13 protein-coding genes are annotated in these 19,266 nt (G+C 70.5%); 6 read left to right on the forward strand and 7 right to left on the reverse strand.

Annotation, left to right across the window (positions count from 1 at the left end):
• Positions 1 to 55 precede the first annotated feature (55 nt).
• Both MFF40_RS13225 and MFF40_RS13230 read right to left on the reverse strand, forming a co-directional pair.
• Positions 56 to 913 carry a DUF58 domain-containing protein gene (locus MFF40_RS13225; protein ID WP_308447705.1) on the reverse strand — a complete coding sequence of 286 codons (858 nt, stop codon included), beginning with the start codon at positions 911 to 913 and terminating at the stop codon, positions 56 to 58.
• Between the two features lie 284 nt (positions 914 to 1,197).
• Positions 1,198 to 2,199, reverse strand: coding sequence for an AAA family ATPase (locus tag MFF40_RS13230; protein ID WP_147897552.1), 1,002 nt, complete (start codon positions 2,197 to 2,199; stop codon positions 1,198 to 1,200).
• Between the two features lie 327 nt (positions 2,200 to 2,526).
• On the opposite strand from MFF40_RS13230, the gene MFF40_RS13235 reads away from it, so the two are divergent.
• Positions 2,527 to 3,237, forward strand: a complete 711-nt coding sequence (locus MFF40_RS13235) for an MgtC/SapB family protein (protein WP_147857001.1) — start codon at positions 2,527 to 2,529, stop codon at positions 3,235 to 3,237.
• A gap of 58 nt (positions 3,238 to 3,295) precedes the next feature.
• On the opposite strand, the gene MFF40_RS13240 is transcribed toward MFF40_RS13235, so the two are convergent.
• A complete protein-coding gene (locus MFF40_RS13240) occupies positions 3,296 to 3,628 on the reverse strand; it encodes a hypothetical protein (protein ID WP_238260815.1) in 333 nt (110 codons plus the stop codon).
• Between the two features lie 366 nt (positions 3,629 to 3,994).
• On the opposite strand from MFF40_RS13240, the gene MFF40_RS13245 reads away from it, so the two are divergent.
• The 4 genes from MFF40_RS13245 (at position 3,995) to rnhA (ending at position 7,660) form a co-directional block, all read left to right on the forward strand.
• Complete coding sequence (locus MFF40_RS13245; RefSeq protein ID WP_147897551.1) at positions 3,995 to 4,840, forward strand: C40 family peptidase; 846 nt, start codon at positions 3,995 to 3,997, stop codon at positions 4,838 to 4,840.
• Between the two features lie 133 nt (positions 4,841 to 4,973).
• Complete coding sequence (gene ispH / locus MFF40_RS13250) at positions 4,974 to 5,975, forward strand: 4-hydroxy-3-methylbut-2-enyl diphosphate reductase (protein WP_147855115.1); 1,002 nt, start codon at positions 4,974 to 4,976, stop codon at positions 5,973 to 5,975.
• Positions 5,976 to 6,213: 238 nt separating this feature from the next.
• Positions 6,214 to 7,179, forward strand: coding sequence for a homoserine kinase (gene thrB, locus MFF40_RS13255; RefSeq protein WP_147897550.1), 966 nt, complete (start codon positions 6,214 to 6,216; stop codon positions 7,177 to 7,179).
• A gap of 7 nt (positions 7,180 to 7,186) precedes the next feature.
• Positions 7,187 to 7,660 carry a ribonuclease HI gene (gene rnhA / locus MFF40_RS13260; protein ID WP_147855113.1) on the forward strand — a complete coding sequence of 158 codons (474 nt, stop codon included), beginning with the start codon at positions 7,187 to 7,189 and terminating at the stop codon, positions 7,658 to 7,660.
• A gap of 546 nt (positions 7,661 to 8,206) precedes the next feature.
• Here rnhA and zwf read toward each other — a convergent pair.
• Positions 8,207 to 9,733: a glucose-6-phosphate dehydrogenase gene (gene zwf, locus MFF40_RS13265; protein ID WP_147855112.1), complete on the reverse strand. Its 1,527-nt coding sequence runs from the start codon at positions 9,731 to 9,733 to the stop codon at positions 8,207 to 8,209.
• 118 nt (positions 9,734 to 9,851) lie between these two features.
• Between zwf and dmeF the strand changes: the two genes are divergently transcribed.
• Positions 9,852 to 10,829, forward strand: coding sequence for a CDF family Co(II)/Ni(II) efflux transporter DmeF (dmeF, locus tag MFF40_RS13270; RefSeq protein WP_147855111.1), 978 nt, complete (start codon positions 9,852 to 9,854; stop codon positions 10,827 to 10,829).
• Positions 10,830 to 10,926: 97 nt separating this feature from the next.
• On the opposite strand, the gene MFF40_RS13275 is transcribed toward dmeF, so the two are convergent.
• The 3 genes from MFF40_RS13275 to MFF40_RS13285 form a co-directional block, all read right to left on the reverse strand.
• Positions 10,927 to 12,417: an efflux transporter outer membrane subunit gene (locus tag MFF40_RS13275; protein ID WP_147855117.1), complete on the reverse strand. Its 1,491-nt coding sequence runs from the start codon at positions 12,415 to 12,417 to the stop codon at positions 10,927 to 10,929.
• A gap of 281 nt (positions 12,418 to 12,698) precedes the next feature.
• Positions 12,699 to 16,133 (reverse strand): efflux RND transporter permease subunit, encoded by a 3,435-nt coding sequence (locus MFF40_RS13280; RefSeq protein WP_147897548.1) that lies wholly within the window; start codon positions 16,131 to 16,133, stop codon positions 12,699 to 12,701.
• A complete protein-coding gene (locus tag MFF40_RS13285; RefSeq protein WP_147856034.1) occupies positions 16,130 to 19,255 on the reverse strand; it encodes an MdtB/MuxB family multidrug efflux RND transporter permease subunit in 3,126 nt (1,041 codons plus the stop codon). Before MFF40_RS13285 ends, MFF40_RS13280 begins: the two co-directional genes overlap by 4 nt.
• Positions 19,256 to 19,266 lie beyond the last annotated feature (11 nt).

Genomic DNA, 19,266 nt, shown 5'->3' on the forward strand with positions numbered 1-19,266 from the left:
GGGCACCATCCCGGCCCGACAGCCGGCAAGCACCGTTCGGGACGAGCCCCGAGCCTCACAGCACCGCATCGAGGCGCTCCATCAGCGGCGCATAGGCCTCCGGGCCGGCCTCGACGTCGAGGCGCACCCCGGCGATGCCCCGGCGGGCATAGTCGGCGAGCCGCGCCTCGGCGGTCTCACCCGGCAGCGCCGTCGGGAGCGCGGTGCCGCGCCGGCCATCGGCCAACGCGAAGGGATAGTAGCCCGGTGGGCGGGCGCGCTCGAAGGCGTCGCTCACCAGGATCAGCCGGATCGCGACCCGCTCGGCCAGCAGGGTCAGCGTCGCGTCGAAGCCCGGGCCCGGGGCGTCGAGGGCGCTGGCGATGACCAGATGTCCGCCGGCGGGCAGCAGGCTGCGGGCGAGCCCGAGGATCGGCTCCAGGGGTGCGTCGGACCCGGCGGCGCCGGCCGCCGCGAGGGCGTCGGCATGGGCCTGGGCCAGGGCGCCGGTCACCGCGATCATGGCGCGCTCGCCGCCGGCCGGGCGCAGCACCGTCGGCGCCCCCGAGGTCGCCACCGCGAGGCCGACCCGGCCGCCATCGGCCGCCACCCGCCAGCCGAGCAGCGCCAGGGCCTCGGCGGCGGCCACCGAGCGCAGGGTCCGGCGGGTGCCGAACAGCATCGAGGGCCGGAAATCGGCGAGCAGCACCACGGCGCGGTCGCGCTCGTCGTGATGGGTGCGCACGTGCAGCTGCCCGGTGCGCGCGGTGGCGTTGCGGTCGATGAACCGGCGGTCGTCGCCTTCGGACCAGAGCCGCACGTCCTCCGGCTCGGACCCGCGCCCGCGCCGCTTCGTGACGATGCCGCCGGGCAGGCCCGCCAGCGTCCGGGTCGCCGGCGCCGCGCCCCGCCGGGCGAGATGGCGCAGGCCCATCAGGGACTCACCCGAGAGATGGATGCCGTTCATTTGGGACTGGGCGGCACTCTCAAAACGCGCGCTCTTCCCTCCCCCCGCTGCGGGGGAGGGTGGGCCGGCCGTCAGGCCGGGTCGGGAGAGGGGAGCGACGCTGCCGGAAAGATCGCGACGGGCTTCAGATCCTGAACCGTCGCGCTGCCCCTCTTGCGGGACTTCGTCCCGGCCCCCCCTGCTGCGCAGGGTACCCTCCCCCGCAGAGGGGGGAGGGCGTTTCCGGCTCCTGTTCCAAAGCCCGAACACCCTCAGAGCGCCCGGACCCGCTGCACCAGCTCGCCGACCAGGCCGCGGGCGGTCTTGCCTTCGGCGGCCGCGCGCCAGGTCAGGCCGATGCGGTGGGAGAGCGCGTCCCGGGCGAGTTCGGTGACGTCCTCCGGGGTGACGTGGTCCCGGCCGCGCAGCCAGGCCCGGGCCTTGCCCGCCATCATCAGCGCGAGCGTGCCGCGCGGCGAGGCCGGGTGCTCGATCATCGCCCGCAGGTCCGGCGCCGCCGTATCGGTGCGGGTCGCCGCCACCAGGCGGACCAGGTAATCCTTGAGCGCCGGCGACACGTAGGTGGCCAGAGCCGCCTCCCGGGCGGCGCGCACGTCGGCCAGCGACAGGCGCACCGGCATGGCCTCGGCATGGTGGGTCATCTCGCCCTCCACGAGGTCGAGGATCGCCCGCTCGGTGGCCTCGTCGGGCATCTCGACCACGACGTGCAGCAGGAAGCGGTCGAGCTGCGCCTCCGGCAGCGGGAAGGTGCCGGCATGCTCGATCGGGTTCTGGGTCGCCACGACCATGAACGGGTCGGCGAGCGGATGGGTCTGCCCGGAGACCGTGATCTGCCCCTCGGCCATCGCCTCGAGCAGGGCCGACTGCACCTTGGGCGGCGCCCGGTTGACCTCGTCCACCAGCACCAGGGCGTGGAACAGGGGGCCCTGCAGGAACTCGAAGCTGCCGCTGTCCTGGCGCCAGACGGTGGTGCCGGTGAGGTCGGCCGGCATCAGGTCCGGGGTGCACTGGATGCGGGCGAACGAGCCGTCGAGCCCGTCGGCCAGCCGCTTGACCGCGCGGGTCTTGGCCAGGCCCGGCGCGCCCTCGATCAGGAGGTGGCCACCGGTGAGCAGACCGATCAGTAGACGCTCGACCAAGCCGGCGCTGCCGATCAGGCCGCGCTCCAGCCCGTCGCGCAGGGCCAGGACCCGCCCGTGCAGGGCCGCGTCCGGTTCGGCCTCGGGCCGGCGTTCGGCGAGGGCGTCGCTCATGCGGAGAACGCTCGGGCGCGGAAAAATACACCCGCCACGGGGGCCGTGTCCTGCATCCTGCACGTCTCCTCGGCCCGGGTCCCGTATTCTCAAGGGATCCTCAGGTTGAGGCCGGTGTGCCCGCTGCCCGGTAGGGCCGTCAATCCCGGCCGGTTCTGCCTCCGGTCCGTGCCGGGCGTCATCCCGGGGTCCTTTTGTCGGCTCCCGGAGAAAGGTGATGCAAAACCAAGGGCCTGGCGCGCCGCCCCGGATCCGCTATCCCGGACGGCGCGCCCAGCAGGCCATGATGTCACGGTTTCGTCACCTCTCGCCTCGCAAGAGACCGTCATGACCAGCTACGCCGCCATCCCCGAGGAATTCAAATCCGCCATCGGCCTGATCGTCGCCTTCGTGCTCGGCACGGCGATCGGGGCCGAGCGGCAGTACCGGCAGCGTACCGCCGGCCTGCGCACCGCGGTGCTGGTGGCGATCGGCGCCTCGGCCTTCGTCGATCTCGGCATGCGGCTGACCGGCCCGGACGGCGGGGTCCGCACGGTGGCCTACGTGATCTCCGGCATCGGCTTCCTGGGCGCCGGCGTGATCATGAAGGAGGGGATGAACGTGCGCGGTCTCAACACGGCCGCCACCCTGTGGTGCTCCGCCGCCGTTGGGGCGTTCTGCGGCGCCGACCTGCCGTTGGAGGCGGTGTTCGTCACCGTCACGGTGCTGACCTGCAACACGGCGCTCCGGCCCCTGGTGAACGCCATCAACCGCGCCCCGATCCGCGAATCCTCCACCGAGGCGACCTACGAGGTGCAGGTGACCACCGCGCCCGGCGAGGCCGGCCCCGCCCAGGATCTGCTGGTCGAGCGCCTGGAGGCGGCGAACTATCCGGTCAGCAACGTCGAGGTCGAGGAGCGCGGCGGAGGCGCGGTCGACGTGGTCGCGACGCTGACGGCCAGCGCCGTCAAGGCGAGCGAGCTGGATGCGGTGACAGCCGATCTCGCCAAGGCGCCGGGCATCCGCCACGCCACCTGGTCGGTCCAGACCGCCGATTGATCGTTTGGGACTTTGCGTGGCGCCGGACTGAAGCCGGCGCGCCGCCGGTAGGGACCGGTCAGCGCGGCGGGGCGAGGGGCCGGGTGCGGCGCTCGATCACCACGGTCGGGCGGGTACGGCGCTCGACCACGACGGTGCGGGGCGCCCGGCTCGGGCTGGCATGGGTCAGGATCCGCTCCGGCACCCGCTCCGGCCGGGCCTTCTTGGCCGCCAGGACGTGCGGGCGGACCTCGTCGGCCGGCAGCCCCATCAGGCCGGCGGCGATCTCGACCTGCTGCTCGACATCGTCGGCGAGGTCCTGGGCGGCGGCGACCGCCTCGTTCACCGTGGGCGGCTCGCGGCGCACGCGGATCGGCGGCAGGTCTGCGAAGCTCTTCTGCGTCTTCTTCACGGGGCGACTCGCGGTCATCATCGAACAGACATAGCGCCTTCCGCGCCGGTTGTGCAGTGCATCATAATCGGCGGTTGCCCGTCCGGGGAACATGTCGTGGGCTGGAATACCGCATACGGCACGCCATTGCCCTCGCTCCACAGGGCGAACATCATCCGCGCGTGGGTCGGCATCGCGCTGCGGCATAATAGCGCGTGCCCGCGCGGGGTGCCAGACGGGGGTCGCGATCCCCGTCCCGGACCGGGCGGCGACGGTCCGGAGCGTCGTGCCGACGGAGGAGCCGAACCTCCGGGATGCGAGGATACCCGAGACCGCGCGCATCGGCCGGGATCCGATCCCCTGGACGATGCGCTAGGCTCGCGCGCCATGGCCGAATCACTCGATCCCCGCCTCACCCCGGCCCGTCCGGACGTCGCCGACATCCGGTTGCGCGGCCGGGTCACGGCGGAGCGCTTCGTCGCCGCCGCCCCGCGCCGGGTCGTGGCGCCCGCGGCGCCGTTGCGCCGGGCGCCGTCGCCGGAGGCCGGGCTCGACACCGAGGCGCTGCTCGGCGACGCCGTGGACCTCTACGCCGAACAGGACGGGTTCGCCTTCGTGCAGCTCGTCCGAGACGGCTATGTCGGCTACCTGCCGGCCGATTGCCTCGGCCCCGCCGCGCCCGAGCCGACCCACAGGGTCACGGCGTTGCGCACCTTCCTGTATCCCGAGCCCGACCTGAAGCGGCCGGTGCGCGCCCATCTCAGCCTCGGCGCGCGCCTCGTCGTCACCGGCGAGGCCGGGGCCTATCTCGAGACCCCCGACGGCTACGTCTTCGCGCGCCACTGCGCCCCGCTGGCGCAGCACGAGCCCGACTACGCGGCCACGGCCGAGCGGCTCGCCGGGATTCCCTATCTCTGGGGCGGCCGCACCAGCCTGGGGCTCGATTGCTCGGGTCTCGTGCAGCTCTGCCTCGACGCCGCCGGCCTCCCCTGCCCGCGCGACGCCGACATGCAGGAGCGGGCCCTGGGCCGGGCGCTGCCGCTCGGCCTCGACGGATTGCGCCGGGGCGACTTCGTGTTCTGGCGCGGCCATGTCGGGCTGATGCGCGACTCCGAGACGCTGATCCACGCCAACGGCCATCACATGGCGGTGGCGGCGGAGCCGCTGGCCGGCGCGGTCGCCCGAATCCAGGAGAACAGTTTCGGGGCGGTGACCGGGATTCGGCGGCTCTAGGTCAAGGATCCGGGCACCCCGGGTCCAAAACGCGCGGCAAACGTGCTACAGGGACGCTCCGCGGTCGTCTTCCTGCCCGGTTCGCAGTCTAGGACCGTTGACAGGACAGCCCCGCCCTCGCCACATCGCCACCATGACCGCAGACCTCGCGTCCCTCGCGCCCGCTCAGGGCACCACCGGCAAGCCGCCGCTGGAGATCCTGCTTTGTGCCCCACGCGGCTTCTGCGCCGGCGTGGTGCGGGCCATCGACGTGGTGGAGCGGGCTCTCGCCCTCTACGGGCCCCCCGTCTACGTCCGCCACGAGATCGTCCACAACAAGTACGTGGTCGAGAGCCTGAAGCGGAAGGGCGCGGTGTTCGTCCGCGAACTCGACGAGGTGCCCGACAGCGGCGCCCCGGTGATTTTTTCCGCTCACGGCGTCGCGAAGACGGTACCGGCCAACGCCGATTCCCGCGGGCTCACGACCATCGACGCCACCTGCCCGCTGGTCACCAAGGTCCACCGCGAGGCCGAGATCCACCACAAGCGCGGCCGCCACGTGCTGCTGGTCGGCCATTCCGGCCATCCCGAGGTGGTGGGTACCATGGGCCAGCTGCCCAAGGGCTCGATCACCCTGGTGGAGGATCTGGACCAGATCCAGGCCCTGACGCCCGAGAATCCCAACAACCTCGCCTGGGTCACCCAGACGACCCTGTCGGTCGACGACACCCGCCACATCGTCGAGGCGCTCAAGAAGAAGTTCCCGAACATCACCGGGCCGCACAAGGACGACATCTGCTACGCCACCACCAACCGCCAGGAGGCGGTGAAGCAGGTGGCCCCGCTGGTGGACGCCCTGATCGTGGTCGGCTCTTCGAACTCCTCGAACTCCCAGCGCCTGCGCGAGGTCGCCGAGCGCGTGGGCTGCCCGATCACCCGCCTCGTGCTGCGCGCCGAGGAGATCGACTGGCCGGCCTTCGAGGGCATCCGCAAGCTCGGCCTCACGGCAGGCGCCTCGGCCCCCGAGGTGCTGGTCGAGGAGATCATCGAGGCCTTCGCCGCGCGCTACGATGTGATCGTCGACACCGTCTCGACCGTGGTCGAGGACATGGTCTTCCCGCTGCCGCGCGAATTGCGCAGCGAAGCGGCCGAGTAGGCCGCGCCAGGATCCGGGCCCCGACTCAGGAGGGGGCTTATCCCGTCCGCCCCCTTCATCCCGAGGTGACGGGGCGCAGCGGAGGGCTCGGAGGAGACCTCCGGGGATCCGTGCGGCCGGCTGGGATGCTCTGCAGCACCTCAGGATGAGGCGGCGAGTCGGAAAGCCGGGTCCGTCGGGTCGCTGTGCAGCCTGTCGACGATCCTGAAACTCTAAGAAGAAACACGAGCGCGAACACGTGGCCGTCTACACCGAGGTATCCGACGCGGCGCTCTCCGAGTTCCTGTCCGCCTATTCCATCGGCACCCTGCTCTCCTTCAAGGGCATCGCCGAGGGCGTCGAGAATTCCAATTTCTACCTGCAGACGACGCAGGGCTCCTACATCCTGACCCTCTACGAGAAGCGGGTGCGGGCGGGGGACCTGCCGTTCTTCATCGAGCTGATGGAGCACCTCTCCGCGCGCGGCCTCGCCTGTCCGCAGCCGGTGCGGGACCGGGCCGGCACGGCGCTTGGGCAGCTCTGCGGTCGGCCGGCCGCCATCGTCAGCTTCCTGGAGGGCGTCTCGGTCAAGACGCCCGGCGTTGGGCATTGCCGGGAACTCGGCCGGGCGCTCGCCGAGCTGCATGCGGCCGGCGCCGATTTCGCGATGGTGCGCGAGAACAGCCTGTCGGTGGACTCCTGGCGCCCGCTCTTCGCCCAGGCCGAGGCCCAGGCTGATTCGGTCACGCCGGGCCTGGCGGAGCGCACCCGCGCCGACCTCGCGCTGCTCGAAGCCGCCTGGCCCCAGGACCTGCCGGGCGGGGTGATCCACGCGGACCTGTTCACCGACAACGTGTTCTTCATCGGCGACAGCCTCTCCGGGCTGATCGACTTCTATTTCGCCTGCACGGACGCGTTCGCGTACGACCTCGCGGTCTGCCTCAACGCCTGGTGCTTCGAGGCCGACGGCAGCTTCCACCGGGACATGGCCGCGGCGTTGATTGCCGGCTACGAGGCGGTGCGGCCCCTGGAGCCCGACGAGGTCGCGGCCCTCCCGATCCTGTGCCGGGGCGCGGCGCTCCGCTTCATGCTGACCCGCCTGGTCGACTGGCTCAACGTGCCGCCCGGCGCCCTGGTGAAGCCCCTGGACCCGCGGGAGTTCGATCGCCGGCTCACATTCCATCGCCAAGCGCGGGACGCTCGGGATTACGGGCGGCAGGTCTGAGGGACGGATGAGCACCGAGACGACCGAGACCGCAACCGAGCCCATGCGGGTGAAGATCTACACGGACGGCGCCTGCTCGGGGAATCCCGGACCGGGCGGCTGGGGCGCGATCCTGATCTTCGGCGATACCCAGAAGGAGCTCTCGGGCGGCGAGGCGCACACCACCAACAACCGCATGGAGATCCTGGCGGCGATCGAGTCCCTGGAGGCATTGAAGCGCCCCTGCCGGGTCGACCTGTTCACGGACTCGCAGTACCTGCGCCAGGGCATCACCAGCTGGATCCACAACTGGAAGGCCCGGGGCTGGCGCACCGCCGACAAGAAGCCGGTGAAGAACGAGGACCTCTGGCGCCGGATCGATACGGCCAACGCCCGCCACGAGGTGGCCTGGCACTGGGTCAAGGGCCACGCCAGCGACCCGCTGAACAACCGGGTCGACGCCCTCGCCGTGGCCGCGATGCTGCCGTTCAAGCGGCGCTGAGATCAGGGTTCCCAGAGGGCTCAGCCCTTTCAAGATCTTTGAGCCAGCCAATCCTGCTCGAGGGGCGACGCCGGGCCTTTGCACAGGTGGTCCTGTCGCTCCCCGTCATTCCGGGGCGCCGCAGGCGAGCCCGGAATCCAGTGCCGCTGACGGTGCAAGGTCCTGCCCGATCTGCGTTTATGGATTCCGGGCTCCGCCTTGCGGCCCCGGAATGACGGGGTGGAGGGATCAACACCGTTTACGAAACCACCGGGTCATGTGCCGGCCCGGACACTGCGAAAGCGTTGGGTTTCGAACCGCGGCATCAGGCGGTCGGGACGCCTTGGGCGTCCAGACCGGCACCGTCCTTCGCAGCATCGAGACGTCGCTGCGTAGATGCGCGCTTGGCCGCAAACCGAGCGTCGACCTCTTCCGTGCCGATCAGGCGGCCGGCCTTCGCTGAAGCCAAGCCCACCTGTACTTGACAGCAGAACCATGCCTCCCGTTCGGTCTGCGGCAATTCGGGGTCTGGGGTGAAACCGTCCGGTCATTCGGTCGTCACGGTCCTCAATCCGTCTTGCCGTCGAGGCCCAGCCAGTGGCGGCCGTCCCGGGCCAGGAGGTCGTCGGCGTCCTTCGGCCCGGTGCTGCCGGCCGGATAGGGCTTCACGTCCGCCTGCGGCCAGCCCTTGAGCAGCGGATCCACCGCCGACCAGCCGGCCTCGATGTTGTCGGCCCGCTGGAACAGGGTCGCGTCGCCGATCATGCAATCGTACAGCAGGGTCTCGTAGCCGACATTCGGCTGGTCGGCGAAGAAGTCCTTGTAGCGGAACGCGGCGCTCACCCGGCCGATCTTCATCTCCGGGCCCGGGACCTTCACGTTGAACTCGGTGCCGACCCCGTGGTCCGGGTCGATCATGATCCGCATCACCGTGGGTCCGAGGTCGGCGTTCGGCGTGTCCTCGAACATCTTGAACGGGGCTGGCTTGAACAGCACCGCGATCTCGGTGCGCCGCCCGGTCATGCGCTTGCCGGTGCGGACGTAGAACGGCACGCCGGCCCAGCGCCAGTTCTCGATGTTGAGCTTGAGAGCGATGTAGGTCTCGGTGACCGAGTCCTTGGCGACGTGCGGCTCGTCGCGGTAGCCCGGCACGTCGCGCCCCTCGGAGGTGCCCGCCGTGTACTGGCCGCGCACCGCGTCCTCCGGGGGGATCGGCCGGACGGCCTGGGCGAGCTTGGCCTTCTCCGAGCGCACCGCCTCGGCGTCGAACGAGTTCGGCGGCTCCATGGCGACCATGCAGAGAAGCTGGAACATGTGGTTGGGCACCATGTCCCGGAGCGCCCCGGTCGGCTCGTAGAAGCCGCCGCGCTCCTCGACGCCCACGGTCTCGGCCGCGGTGATCTGGATGCTGTCGATGTATTCCCGCCGCCAGACCGGCTCGAGCAGGCCGTTGGCGAAGCGGAACGCCATGATCGACTGGACCGTCTCCTTACCCAGGAAGTGGTCGATGCGGTAGAACTGGCTCTCGTCGGCCTGCTTCAGGATCCGGGCGTTGAGTTCCCGGGCCGAGGCGAGATCCGAGCCGAACGGCTTCTCGATCACCACCCGGCGGAAATCGCCGTCCTCCTGCTTGAGCAGGCCGGCCTGGCCGAGCCCGTCCACGATCGTCCCGAAGAACCGGGCCGCCACCGCGCAGTAGAACACCGCGCTGCCCTTCACCTTGTCTTTGACCGCCGCGAACGTCTCGGGCTTTTCGAAATCGCCCTTCAGGTAGTGCAGCCGGTCGCGGATGAAGCCCCAGCTCTTGGCGTCGATGTGGTCGGCGTGGAACTCCGAGGTCGGGTCCTTGCTGAACGCCTCCATGGTCTGGGTGAGGTTGTCCCGCAGGGACTCGTCGGTGCCGTCCGAATGGTCGACGCCCAGGATGGAAAAACCCTCCGGCAGGAGCCCGGCCCCGGCCAGGTTGTAGAGCGAGGGCATCAGGAGGCGCTTGGTCAGGTCGCCGCCGGCCCCGAAGATCACCAGCGTGCAGGGCGGCGCCGGCTTGGTGCCGCTGGCCGCATCGTCCTTGAGGGCTATCGTCTGCTCGGCCATGCCTGGCTCCTTTCGGGCTGCACTGCAGCAAATCGGCGTGACAACCCACCGGTAGCAATGCCCGTTCCTGTCGCGTGTCTCTATGCTGCTGCGATCGGACAGCGGTGGAGAATCGCGCATGCATACCCATTCCCTCGAACCCTGGAGCCACGGCCACGTGTTCCTGGGAGACCGTCATGACCGGCACGCGCGCCGGACCTGGGCGGTGGTGGCGCTGACCGCAGCCACGATGGTGGTCGAGATCGTCGGCGGCACCTGGTACGGCTCGATGGCGCTGGTCGCCGACGGCTGGCACATGTCGACCCATGCGGCGGCGCTCGGCATCGCGGCGCTGGCTTACCGCTTCGCCCGGCGCCACGCGGCGGATCCGCGGTTCAGCTTCGGCACCGGCAAGTTCGGGGATCTGGCGGCCTTCGCCAGCGCGATCATCCTGGGCCTGATCGCCCTGCTGATCGGCGCCGAGAGCCTCGACCGGCTGCTCCACCCGGCGCCGATCGGCTTCGGGTCGGCCATCCCGATCGCCGTCCTCGGCTTCGTGGTGAACCTCGCCAGCGTCTGGCTCCTGCACGACGACCACGGGGATCACGGCCACGCCCATGGCGGCCGCAGCCATGGCGGTCATGGTGGCCACGACTATGGCGGACACGGGCATGGCGGCCACGACACCAACTTCCGCGCCGCCTACATCCACGTGATGGCCGATGCGCTGACCTCGGTCCTGGCGATCGCTGCCCTGCTGGGCGGGCGCTATCTCGGCCTCGCCTGGCTCGATCCGGCCATGGGCCTGGTCGGCACGGTGGTGATCCTGGCCTGGTCCTGGACCCTGCTGCGCACGGCGGGCCTCGTTCTGCTCGACGCCCGGCCGTCCCCGGCCGCCACGGCCGACATCCGCGCCCGCCTGGAGACGGAGGGCGACCGGGTGAGCGACCTGCACCTCTGGCAGGTCGGGCCGGGCCACCGCGCCGCGGTGATCGCGCTCGTCAGCGACAACCCGCAGCCGCCCGCGCACTACAAGGCCCGGCTCGCCGGGGTGCGGGGCCTGAGCCACGTCACGGTGGAGGTGCAGCCCTGCCCGGGCCACGCGGAACACGGCTGATCCGGGATCCCGAAGGGCTCAGCCCTTCGGCGGGGTTCGAGGGCGAAGCCCCTGATACCTGGGCAAAGCCCGACATCAGGGTTCAGGATCGTGCGCCTCACTCGTCCGGGCGGACGGCCTGGCCGCCCCGGTCGATCGGCAGGGTCGGACCCTTCAGTTCGGCATCGCTCGGCAGGGCGCGGACGTCCCAGCCGCCGCCCAGCGCCCGGATCAGCGTGACCGCCGCGGTGAAGCGGTTGAGCCGGACCTGGAGGGCGTTGATCTCGTTGCTCACGAGCAGGCCCTGCGCGGTCACCACCGTGGTGAAGTTCTGGGTGCCGGCCCGGTACTCGTTGAGGGTGATCTCCACGGCCTTGCGGGACGATTCGACCGCCGCGTCCTGGGCATTCTGCTGCAGGCCCAGGATGCGCAGGGCCGCCATCTGGTTCTCGACCTCCGCCAGGGCGGCGAGCACCACCTGCCGGTAATTGGCCACCGCCGCGTCGTAGCCGGCCTCGGCCGAGCGCACCGCCGCCGTTCGGGCGCCGCCATCGAACAGGACCTCGGTCCCGGCCGCGGTCGTTGACCAGACCTGGTTGGCGGCCGAGAACAGGCCGTTGCGGGTCAGACCGGAGACGCCGCCCTGGGCCGAGATCGTCACCGTGGGGTAGAACGCGGCGACCGCGACGCCGATCCGCTCGCTTTGGCCCTGCACCAGGCGCTCGGCCTGGGCGACATCCGGCCGCCGCTCGAGCAGGTCGGACGGGATCCCGACCGGGACCGGGGGCGGGTTGCGGCCGATGCCGGCCACCGGGATCGTCACCTCCGAAGGCGGGCGCCCGATCAGGGTCGCGATGGCGTTGACGTACTGCACCCGGGTCAGCCGGATCGCGATGGCCTGGGCCTCGATGGTCTGGACCTGGGTCTGCGCCGTGATCACGTCCGAGCGGGCCGCGACCCCGGCCGCGTACTGGTTCTCGGTGATGCCGAGCGTCTTCTTGAAGTTCGCGACGTTCTCGTCGAGCACCCTCTGGAGGGCGTCGGCGTAGCGTACGGTCAGGTAGTCGGCCGCGACCTCGGCCTGGATGGTCAGCCGGGTCGCGGCGATCGTGGCGGCGTCGGCTTGGGCCAGCGCCGCCTCGCTCTCGATGTTCCGGCGGGTGCCGCCGAACAGGTCGAGCTCCCAGCTGGCCTGTCCGAGCAGCGCGGCGCTGGTGCGCACGGTGTTGCCGCTGCCGGTCCGGGTGATGCTCGGGGCGCCGACGACGGTCGGGTACAGGGCGGCCTGGGCCGAGGCGACGAGCGCCCGGGCCTGCCGGTAATTCGCCACCGCCTGCCGCAGGGACTGGTTGTCGACGTCGACCAGGCGGATCAGGCGGTCGAGGGTCGGGTCCTTGAACACCCGCCACCAGTCGCCGCGCTCCGCTGCGTCGTTGGGCCGGGCCTCGCGCCAGCCCTTTTTTCGCGCCGCCACGACGGCCGGGCTGTCCTCGCGCTTGCCGCCTTCCTTGTAGGCGAGCGGCGTCTCCACGGAGGGGCGGCTGTAGTCGGGGCCGACCACGCAGCCCGCCAGGGCGGGAATGAGGGGGAGACAGAGAATATGGCGCAGCCCGAGGCTGCGGGCGCGTCTCCCTCCCCCCTCTCCGTAGGGAAGACGCTCTTCCGTCAGCAGCGAGCGGGCCGCAGCGGACCCCCTCTCCTGTGCGGGAGAGGGTTGGGGTGAGGGATACGCCCTTTCCGGAGACAACTGTCCCCTCACCCTGTCCCTCTCCCGCACGGGACAGGGGACCTGCGCCTCATGTGTCGCCGACGCGTGAGGGGAGCCCGCAGAGCCCGAAGACATAGGCGCGCGCGCGGGTGCCGCCGGTGTTTCACGTGAAAACGAACGCATCACTCTCCGGCCGGCAATGCCGCTGCGCCGCCGGGCCCGGCGCCGCGGCGCCGGGCGAGCACCCGGTGCCGGAGGCGGTCGAGGGTCAGGTAGACGACGGGGGTGGTGTACAGGGTCAGGATCTGGCTCACGATCAATCCGCCCACGATGGCGATGCCGAGCGGCCGGCGCAGCTCGGCCCCCTCGCCGGTGGCCAGGATCAGCGGCACGGCCCCCAGCATGGCGGCGAGCGTGGTCATCATGATCGGCCGGAAGCGCACGAGACAGGCCTCGCGGATCGCATCCACGGGATTTGCGCCCCGGGTCCGCTCGGCGTCGAGCGCCACGTCGATCATCATGATCGCGTTCTTCTTCACGATGCCGATGAGCAGGAACACCGCGATCAGCGCGATGATGGTGAATTCGGTGCCGGTCACCAGCAGGGCCAGCACCGCGCCGACGCCGGCCGACGGCAGGGTCGAGAGGATCGTCAGCGGGTGCACGAAGCTCTCGTACAGGATGCCCAGCACCGCGTAGACCGCCAGGATCGCGGCCAGGATCAGCAGCGGCTGGCGCGAGGCCGAGGCCACGTAGTTCTTGGCCGCGCCCGCATACTCGCCGTGGATCGTCGCCGGCAGGCGCAGGGACGCCATCGCCCGGTCGATCGCCGCGGTGGCGTCCGACAGGCTCTTGCCCGGCGCGAGGTTGAACGAGATCGTCGTGGCGACGAACAGGCCCTGGTGGCTCACCTGCACGGGGGCGCTGCCCGGCTCGATCCGGGCGAAGGCCGAGAGCGGCACCATGGTCTCCTTGGCGGACGAGACCGGCGCGCTCGAGGAGGCGCCGCCCTTGCTCGCCGCGATGGCGTTGGAGGAGGCGTTGCGGGCGGAGTCGGACGCGATCGCGGCGGCGTTCGAAGCGGCATCGGCCGTGTTGGTGGCCGCCGCCGCGGCGGCTCCGGTGGACGGGCCGCCGACCGCCCCCGTGGCGGTCGTGGCCCCCGTGGAGGACGCGGCGCCGCTCCCCGGGCTGCTGGTGCCGGTGGCCGCGTTGGTGTTGACGCCGCCCGCCGCCGCGACGGTGCCGGCCACCGCGTTGGTGATGGCCGCGCCCGGCGCGTTGCCCCCGGAGGTCGAGACGAAGATCTGCTTCAGCGTCTCGGGGGATTCCAGGTAGCGCGGGGCGATCTCCATCACGACGTGGTACTGGTTCAGGGGGTTGTATATGGTCGAGACCTGGCGCTGGCCGAAGGCGTCGTACAGGGTGTTGTCGATCTTGTTCGGGGTGATGCCGTACCGGAACGCGGTGGCGCGGTCGATCACCACCCGGGTCTCCAGCCCCCCCTCCTGCTGATCGGAGGTGACGTCCGCGAAGGTCGGGTCCTTCTGGAGGGCGGCGACCAGCTTCGGGGCCGCGGCGAACAGCTCCTCGGCGGTGTCGCCCTGGAGGGTGTACTGATACTGGGCGAAGCTCTGGCGGCCGCCCATCTGCAGGTCCTGGCGCGGGAAGACGTAGAGGCGCGCGCCCGCGACCTGGGCTAGCTTCGGTCGGAGCCGCGCCATCACGGCCGAGATCGGCGCCCGCTCGCCGATGGGCTTGAGCCCGATGAACACGTTGGCCGAGTTGGTGCCGCGCCCGCCCGTGAAGCCGACGACGCTCTCCACCGCCGGATCCGCGCCCACGATGGTGGTGGCCTGCCGGAGCTTGGTCTCCATGGACTGGAACGAGATGCGCTGGTCGGCCTGGACGCCGCCCATCATCTGGCCGGTATCCTGCTCGGGGAAGAACCCCTTCGGCACGATGATGTAGAGGTAGACGTTGAGCCCCACGGTGGCGAGCAGGCTCAGCAGCACCAGCCGCGGATGGGCGAGCGCCACCGACAGAGTCCGGGCATAGGCGTCGAGCAGCCAGGAGAAGCCGCCCTCCAAGACGCGGATCAGGACGTTCGGCCGGCGTCCCGCCGCGCGTCCGTGCCCCTCCGGCCGCAGCAGCCGCGCGCACATCATCGGCGTCGTGGTCAGCGACAACACCAAGGAAATCAGGATCGACAGCGACAGGGTGACGGAGAATTCCTGGAAGATCCGCCCGATCAGGCCACCCATCAGCAGGATCGGCAGGAACACCGCGATGAGCGACAGGCTCATCGAGATCACCGTGAAGCCGACCTCCCGGGCGCCGATCAGCGCCGCCTCCATCCGAGGCTTGCCGTCCTCGATGTGGCGCTGGACGTTCTCCAGCACCACGATGGCGTCGTCGACCACGAAGCCGGTGCCAATGATCAGGGCCGTGAGCGACAGGATATTGAGCGAGTAGCCGAGCAGGTACATCGCCGAGAAGGTGCCGATGATCGAGATCGGCACCGCCACCGCGGGGATCAGGGTCGCCCGGCCGGAGCGCAGGAAGGCGAACACCACCAGGATCACGAGGCCGACCGCCACCAGCAGCGTCTCCTCGGTGGCCGCGAGCGACGCCCGGATCGTGGCGCTGCGGTCGCCGGTGAGCTTGATGTCGATGCCGCCCGGCAGCGCCGCGGTGAGCTGCGGCAGCGCCTTCTTCACCGCGTCGATGGTCTCGACCACGTTGGCGCCGGGCTGCTTGTAGACGAACAGCAGCACCCCGGCCTTGCCGTTGACGATGCCCAGGTTGCGCTTGTCCTCGACGCCGTCGAGCACCTGGCCCACATCCGTGAGCTTCACCGCCGCGCCGTTGCGGTAAGCCACGATGATGTCACGGTAATCCTCGGCCTTGCGGCCCTGGTCGTTGGCGTAGAGCTGGTAGCGCCGGCCCCCGGCGTCGATCTCGCCCTTGGGCGAGTTGGCGTTGGCCGAGGCGAGCGCCGCCCGGATGCCCTCCAGGCCGATGCCGTAGTTGAACAGGGCGGTGGGATCGAGCTCCACCCGCACCGCCGGCAGGGACGAGCCGCCGATATCGACGTTGCCGACGCCGGGCAGCTGCGACAGCTTCTGCTGCACCACGGTGGCGGCCGAATCATAGACCTGGCCGCGGGTCAGCGTGTCCGAGGTCATGCCGAGGATGATGATCGGCGTGTCGGCGGGGTTGAACTTGCGGTAGGTCGGGTTCTGCCGGAGCGAGGCCGGCAGGTCGGCGCGCGCCGCGTTGATCGCCGCCTGGACGTCGCGCGCCGCGCCGTCGATGTCCCGGTTCAGGCCGAACAGCAGCACGATCCGGGTGGAGCCGAGCGAGTTCGTGGACGTCATCTCGTTGACGTCCGCGATGGCGCCGAGCCGCCGTTCGAGCGGCGCCGCCACGGTGGTCGCCATGGTTTCAGGGCTTCCGCCCGGCATCTGGGCCTGGACCAGGATCACGGGGAAGTCGATCTGCGGCAGCGGCGCCACCGGCAGCTTCAGGAACGCGAACAGGCCGGCGAGCAGCACGCCGATCGTGAGCAGCGTGGTCGCGACCGGCCGGCGGATGAACGGCTCGGAGATGTTCACGGGAGCGCCTCGCCGGCCGCGACATCCGGCCCCCGCCGTCCGGCGATCCGGCGCTCCAGCCGGTCGAAGGCCAGATAAATCACCGGGGTCGTGAACAGGGTCAGCACCTGGCTGACGATCAGGCCGCCGGCGATGCAGATGCCGAGCGGCTGGCGCAGCTCCGAGCCGACGCCGGTGCCGAGGATCAGCGGCACAGCCGCGAACAGGGCGGCCAGCGTCGTCATCAGGATCGGGCGGAAACGCAGCAGGCAGGCCTGGAAGATCGCCTCCCGGGGATCGAGCCCGTCCTCGCGCTCGGCCTGGAGCGCGAAGTCGATCATCATGATCGCGTTCTTCTTCACGATGCCGATCAGGAGCACGATGCCGATCACCGCGATGATGTCGAGGGACAGCCCGAACAGCATCAGGCCCAGCAGCGCCCCGATGCCGGCCGAGGGCAGCGTCGACAGGATCGTGATCGGGTGGATGAAGCTCTCGTAGAGCACGCCCAGCACGATGTAGACGGTGATGATCGCCGCGAGCACCAGGAACAGCTCGTTGCTGAGCGCCGACTGGAAGGCGAAGACCGAGCCCTGCGGCACCACCCGGAACGAGGGCGGCAGGTCGATCGCGGCCTTGGCCTGCTCGATCGCCTCGACCGCCTGCCCGAGGGCCGCCCCGGGGGCCAGGTTGAACGACACCGTGGTGGCGGGGAACTGGCCGAGATGCGAGATCAGCAGGGGCGCCCGCCGCTCGCTGATCCGCGCCACCGCGGAGAGCGGCACCTGGCCGTTGGTCGCCGTCGAGGATGGCAGGTAGATCGTCTCGAGGCTGCGCAGGGTGGTGTGCAGGTTCGGGTTGGCCTCCAGGATCACCCGGTACTGGTTGGACTGGGTGAAGATGGTCGAGATGATCCGCTGGCCGAAGGCGTCGTAGAGGGCGTTGTCGATGGTCGCCGGGGTGATGCCGTAGCGGCCGGCGGTGGGCCGGTCGATGGTGACGTAGGCGGCGAGCCCCTGCGCCTGGTGGTCGCTCGCCACGTCGGCGACCACGGGGGATTTCGCCAGGGCCTCGGTGAAGCGCGGCACCCAGGTCTCGAAATCGTTGAGGTTCGGGGTCTCGAGGATGAGCTGGTACTGGGTCGCCGAGACCGCGGTGTCGATGGTCAGGTCCTGGACCGGCTGCATGTACAGGCGCATGCCGGGCTCGGCCCGGGCCGCCTCCGTGATCCGCCGGATGATCGCGCCGGCCGAGTCCGTCCGCTGGTCGCGCGGCTTGAGGTTGATCAGCATCCGGCCGGAATTGAGCGTGACGTTCTGGCCGTCGACCCCGATGAACGAGGATAGGCTGGCGACGTCCGGGTCCTTGAGGATCAGCGCAGCCATACGCTGCTGGCGCTCGGCCATGGCCGCGTAGGAGACGGACTGGTCCGCCTGCGTGATGCCCTGGATCACCCCGGTATCCTGGACCGGGAAGAACCCCTTGGGGATGACCACGAACAGGTAGACGGTCAGCACCAGGGTGCCGAGCGCCACCAGCAGGGTCAGGCCCTGATGGTTCAGCACCACCCGGAGCGCGCGGCCGTAGGCGGCGATCGTACCGTCGATGGCGCGCCGGCCGGCGCGCGCGAACACGCCCTCGCGGCGGCGGACCTTGGCCTCGGGCGCGTGCTTGAGCAGGCGCGCGCACAGCATCGGCACCAGGGTCAGCGACACGACCGCGGAGATCACGATGGTGGCGGCCAGCGTGATGGCGAATTCGTGGAACAGGCGCCCGACCACGTCGCCCATGAACAGCAGCGGGATCAGCACCGCGATCAGCGAGACGGTGAGCGAGATGATGGTGAAGCCGATCTCGCGCGACCCCTTCAGGGACGCTTCCAGGGGCGAATCGCCGGCCTCCACGTGGCGGGCGATGTTCTCGATCACCACGATGGCGTCGTCGACCACGAAGCCGGTGGCGATGGTGAGGGCCATCAGCGACAGGTTGTCGAGGGAGAAGCCGTACAGGTCCATCACCGACAGGGCGCCGATCAGCGACAGGGGCACCGACAGGCTCGGGATCAGCGTCGCCGACAGGCTGCGCAGGAACAGGAAGATCACCAGCACGACCAGCGCGATCGCCAGCCCCAGCTCAAACTGCACGTCCTCCACGGAGGCCCGGATCGTGGTGGTACGGTCGGTGAGCGGCGCCACCGCGACGGAGGTCGGCAGGCTCGCCTGCATCTGCGGCAGCAGCGCCTTGATCTTGTCGACCGTGGCGATGACGTTGGCGCCCGGCTGGCGCTGGATGTTGAGGATCACCGCGGGCGTGGTGTCGGCCCAGGCCCCGAGCTTGGTGTTCTCCGGCCCCTCGACCACGTCGGCGACCTCCGAGAGCATCACCGGGGCGCCGTTGCGATACGCGATGATCGCGGCGTTGTAGGCCTTCGGGTCGCGGATCTGGTCGTTGGCGTTGATCGCGTAGGATTGCTTCGGCCCGTCGATCGAGCCCTTGGGGGTGTTGACGTTGAGGTTGGTGATGGTGGTGCGCAGGTCGTCGATGTTCAGCCCGTAGGCGGCGAGCGCCCGGGCGTTGAACCGCACCCGGATCGCCGGCCGCTGGCCTCCCGAGATGCTGACCAGGCCGACGCCGGCCACCTGACTGATCTTCTGGGCGAGCCGCGATTCCGCGAGGTCGCGCACCTGGGTCAGTGGCAGGGTCTTCGACGTGAGGGCCAGGGTCAGGACCGGGGCGTCGGCCGGGTTGACCTTGGCGTAGATCGGTGGCGCCGGCAGGTCCGAGGGCAGAAGGTTGCCGGCGGCGTTGATCGCCGCCTGGACCTGCTGCTCGGCGATGTCGAGGGGCAGGTCGAGGTTGAACTGCAGCGTGATGACCGAGGCGCCCGCCGAGGATTGCGAGGTCATCTGGTTGAGGTTGGCGAGCTGGCCGAACTGCCGCTCCAGCGGCGCCGTGACCGAGGAGGTCATCACCTCGGGGCTCGCGCCCGGATAGAAGGTCTGGACCTGGATCGTCGGGTAATCGACGGCGGGCAGCGCCGAGACCGGCAGGTTCAGGTACGAGACGCCGCCGACGATCAGGATCGCCAGCATCAGCAGCGTCGTGGCGACCGGACGGAGGATGAAGAGGCGGGACGGGTTCATGGCAGGCGCAC

This window comes from Methylobacterium mesophilicum (assembly GCF_022179445.1).
In the GTDB taxonomy this organism is placed as follows: Bacteria; Pseudomonadota; Alphaproteobacteria; order Rhizobiales; family Beijerinckiaceae; genus Methylobacterium; species Methylobacterium mesophilicum.

Bases quoted from the DNA above. Each gene is read 5' to 3' on its own strand.
- MFF40_RS13235 (WP_147857001.1), top strand. From the start codon at position 2,527: ATGACCAGCTACGCCGCCATCCCCGAGGAATTCAAATCCGCCATCGGC.
- ispH (WP_147855115.1), top strand. From the start codon at position 4,974: ATGACCGCAGACCTCGCGTCCCTCGCGCCCGCTCAGGGCACCACCGGC.
- MFF40_RS13285 (WP_147856034.1), bottom strand. From the start codon at position 19,255: ATGAACCCGTCCCGCCTCTTCATCCTCCGTCCGGTCGCCACGACGCTG.
- rnhA (WP_147855113.1), top strand. From the start codon at position 7,187: ATGAGCACCGAGACGACCGAGACCGCAACCGAGCCCATGCGGGTGAAG.
- MFF40_RS13225 (WP_308447705.1), bottom strand. From the start codon at position 913: ATGGGCCTGCGCCATCTCGCCCGGCGGGGCGCGGCGCCGGCGACCCGG.
- MFF40_RS13245 (WP_147897551.1), top strand. From the start codon at position 3,995: ATGGCCGAATCACTCGATCCCCGCCTCACCCCGGCCCGTCCGGACGTC.
- dmeF (WP_147855111.1), top strand. From the start codon at position 9,852: ATGCATACCCATTCCCTCGAACCCTGGAGCCACGGCCACGTGTTCCTG.
- zwf (WP_147855112.1), bottom strand. From the start codon at position 9,733: ATGGCCGAGCAGACGATAGCCCTCAAGGACGATGCGGCCAGCGGCACC.
- MFF40_RS13230 (WP_147897552.1), bottom strand. From the start codon at position 2,199: ATGAGCGACGCCCTCGCCGAACGCCGGCCCGAGGCCGAACCGGACGCG.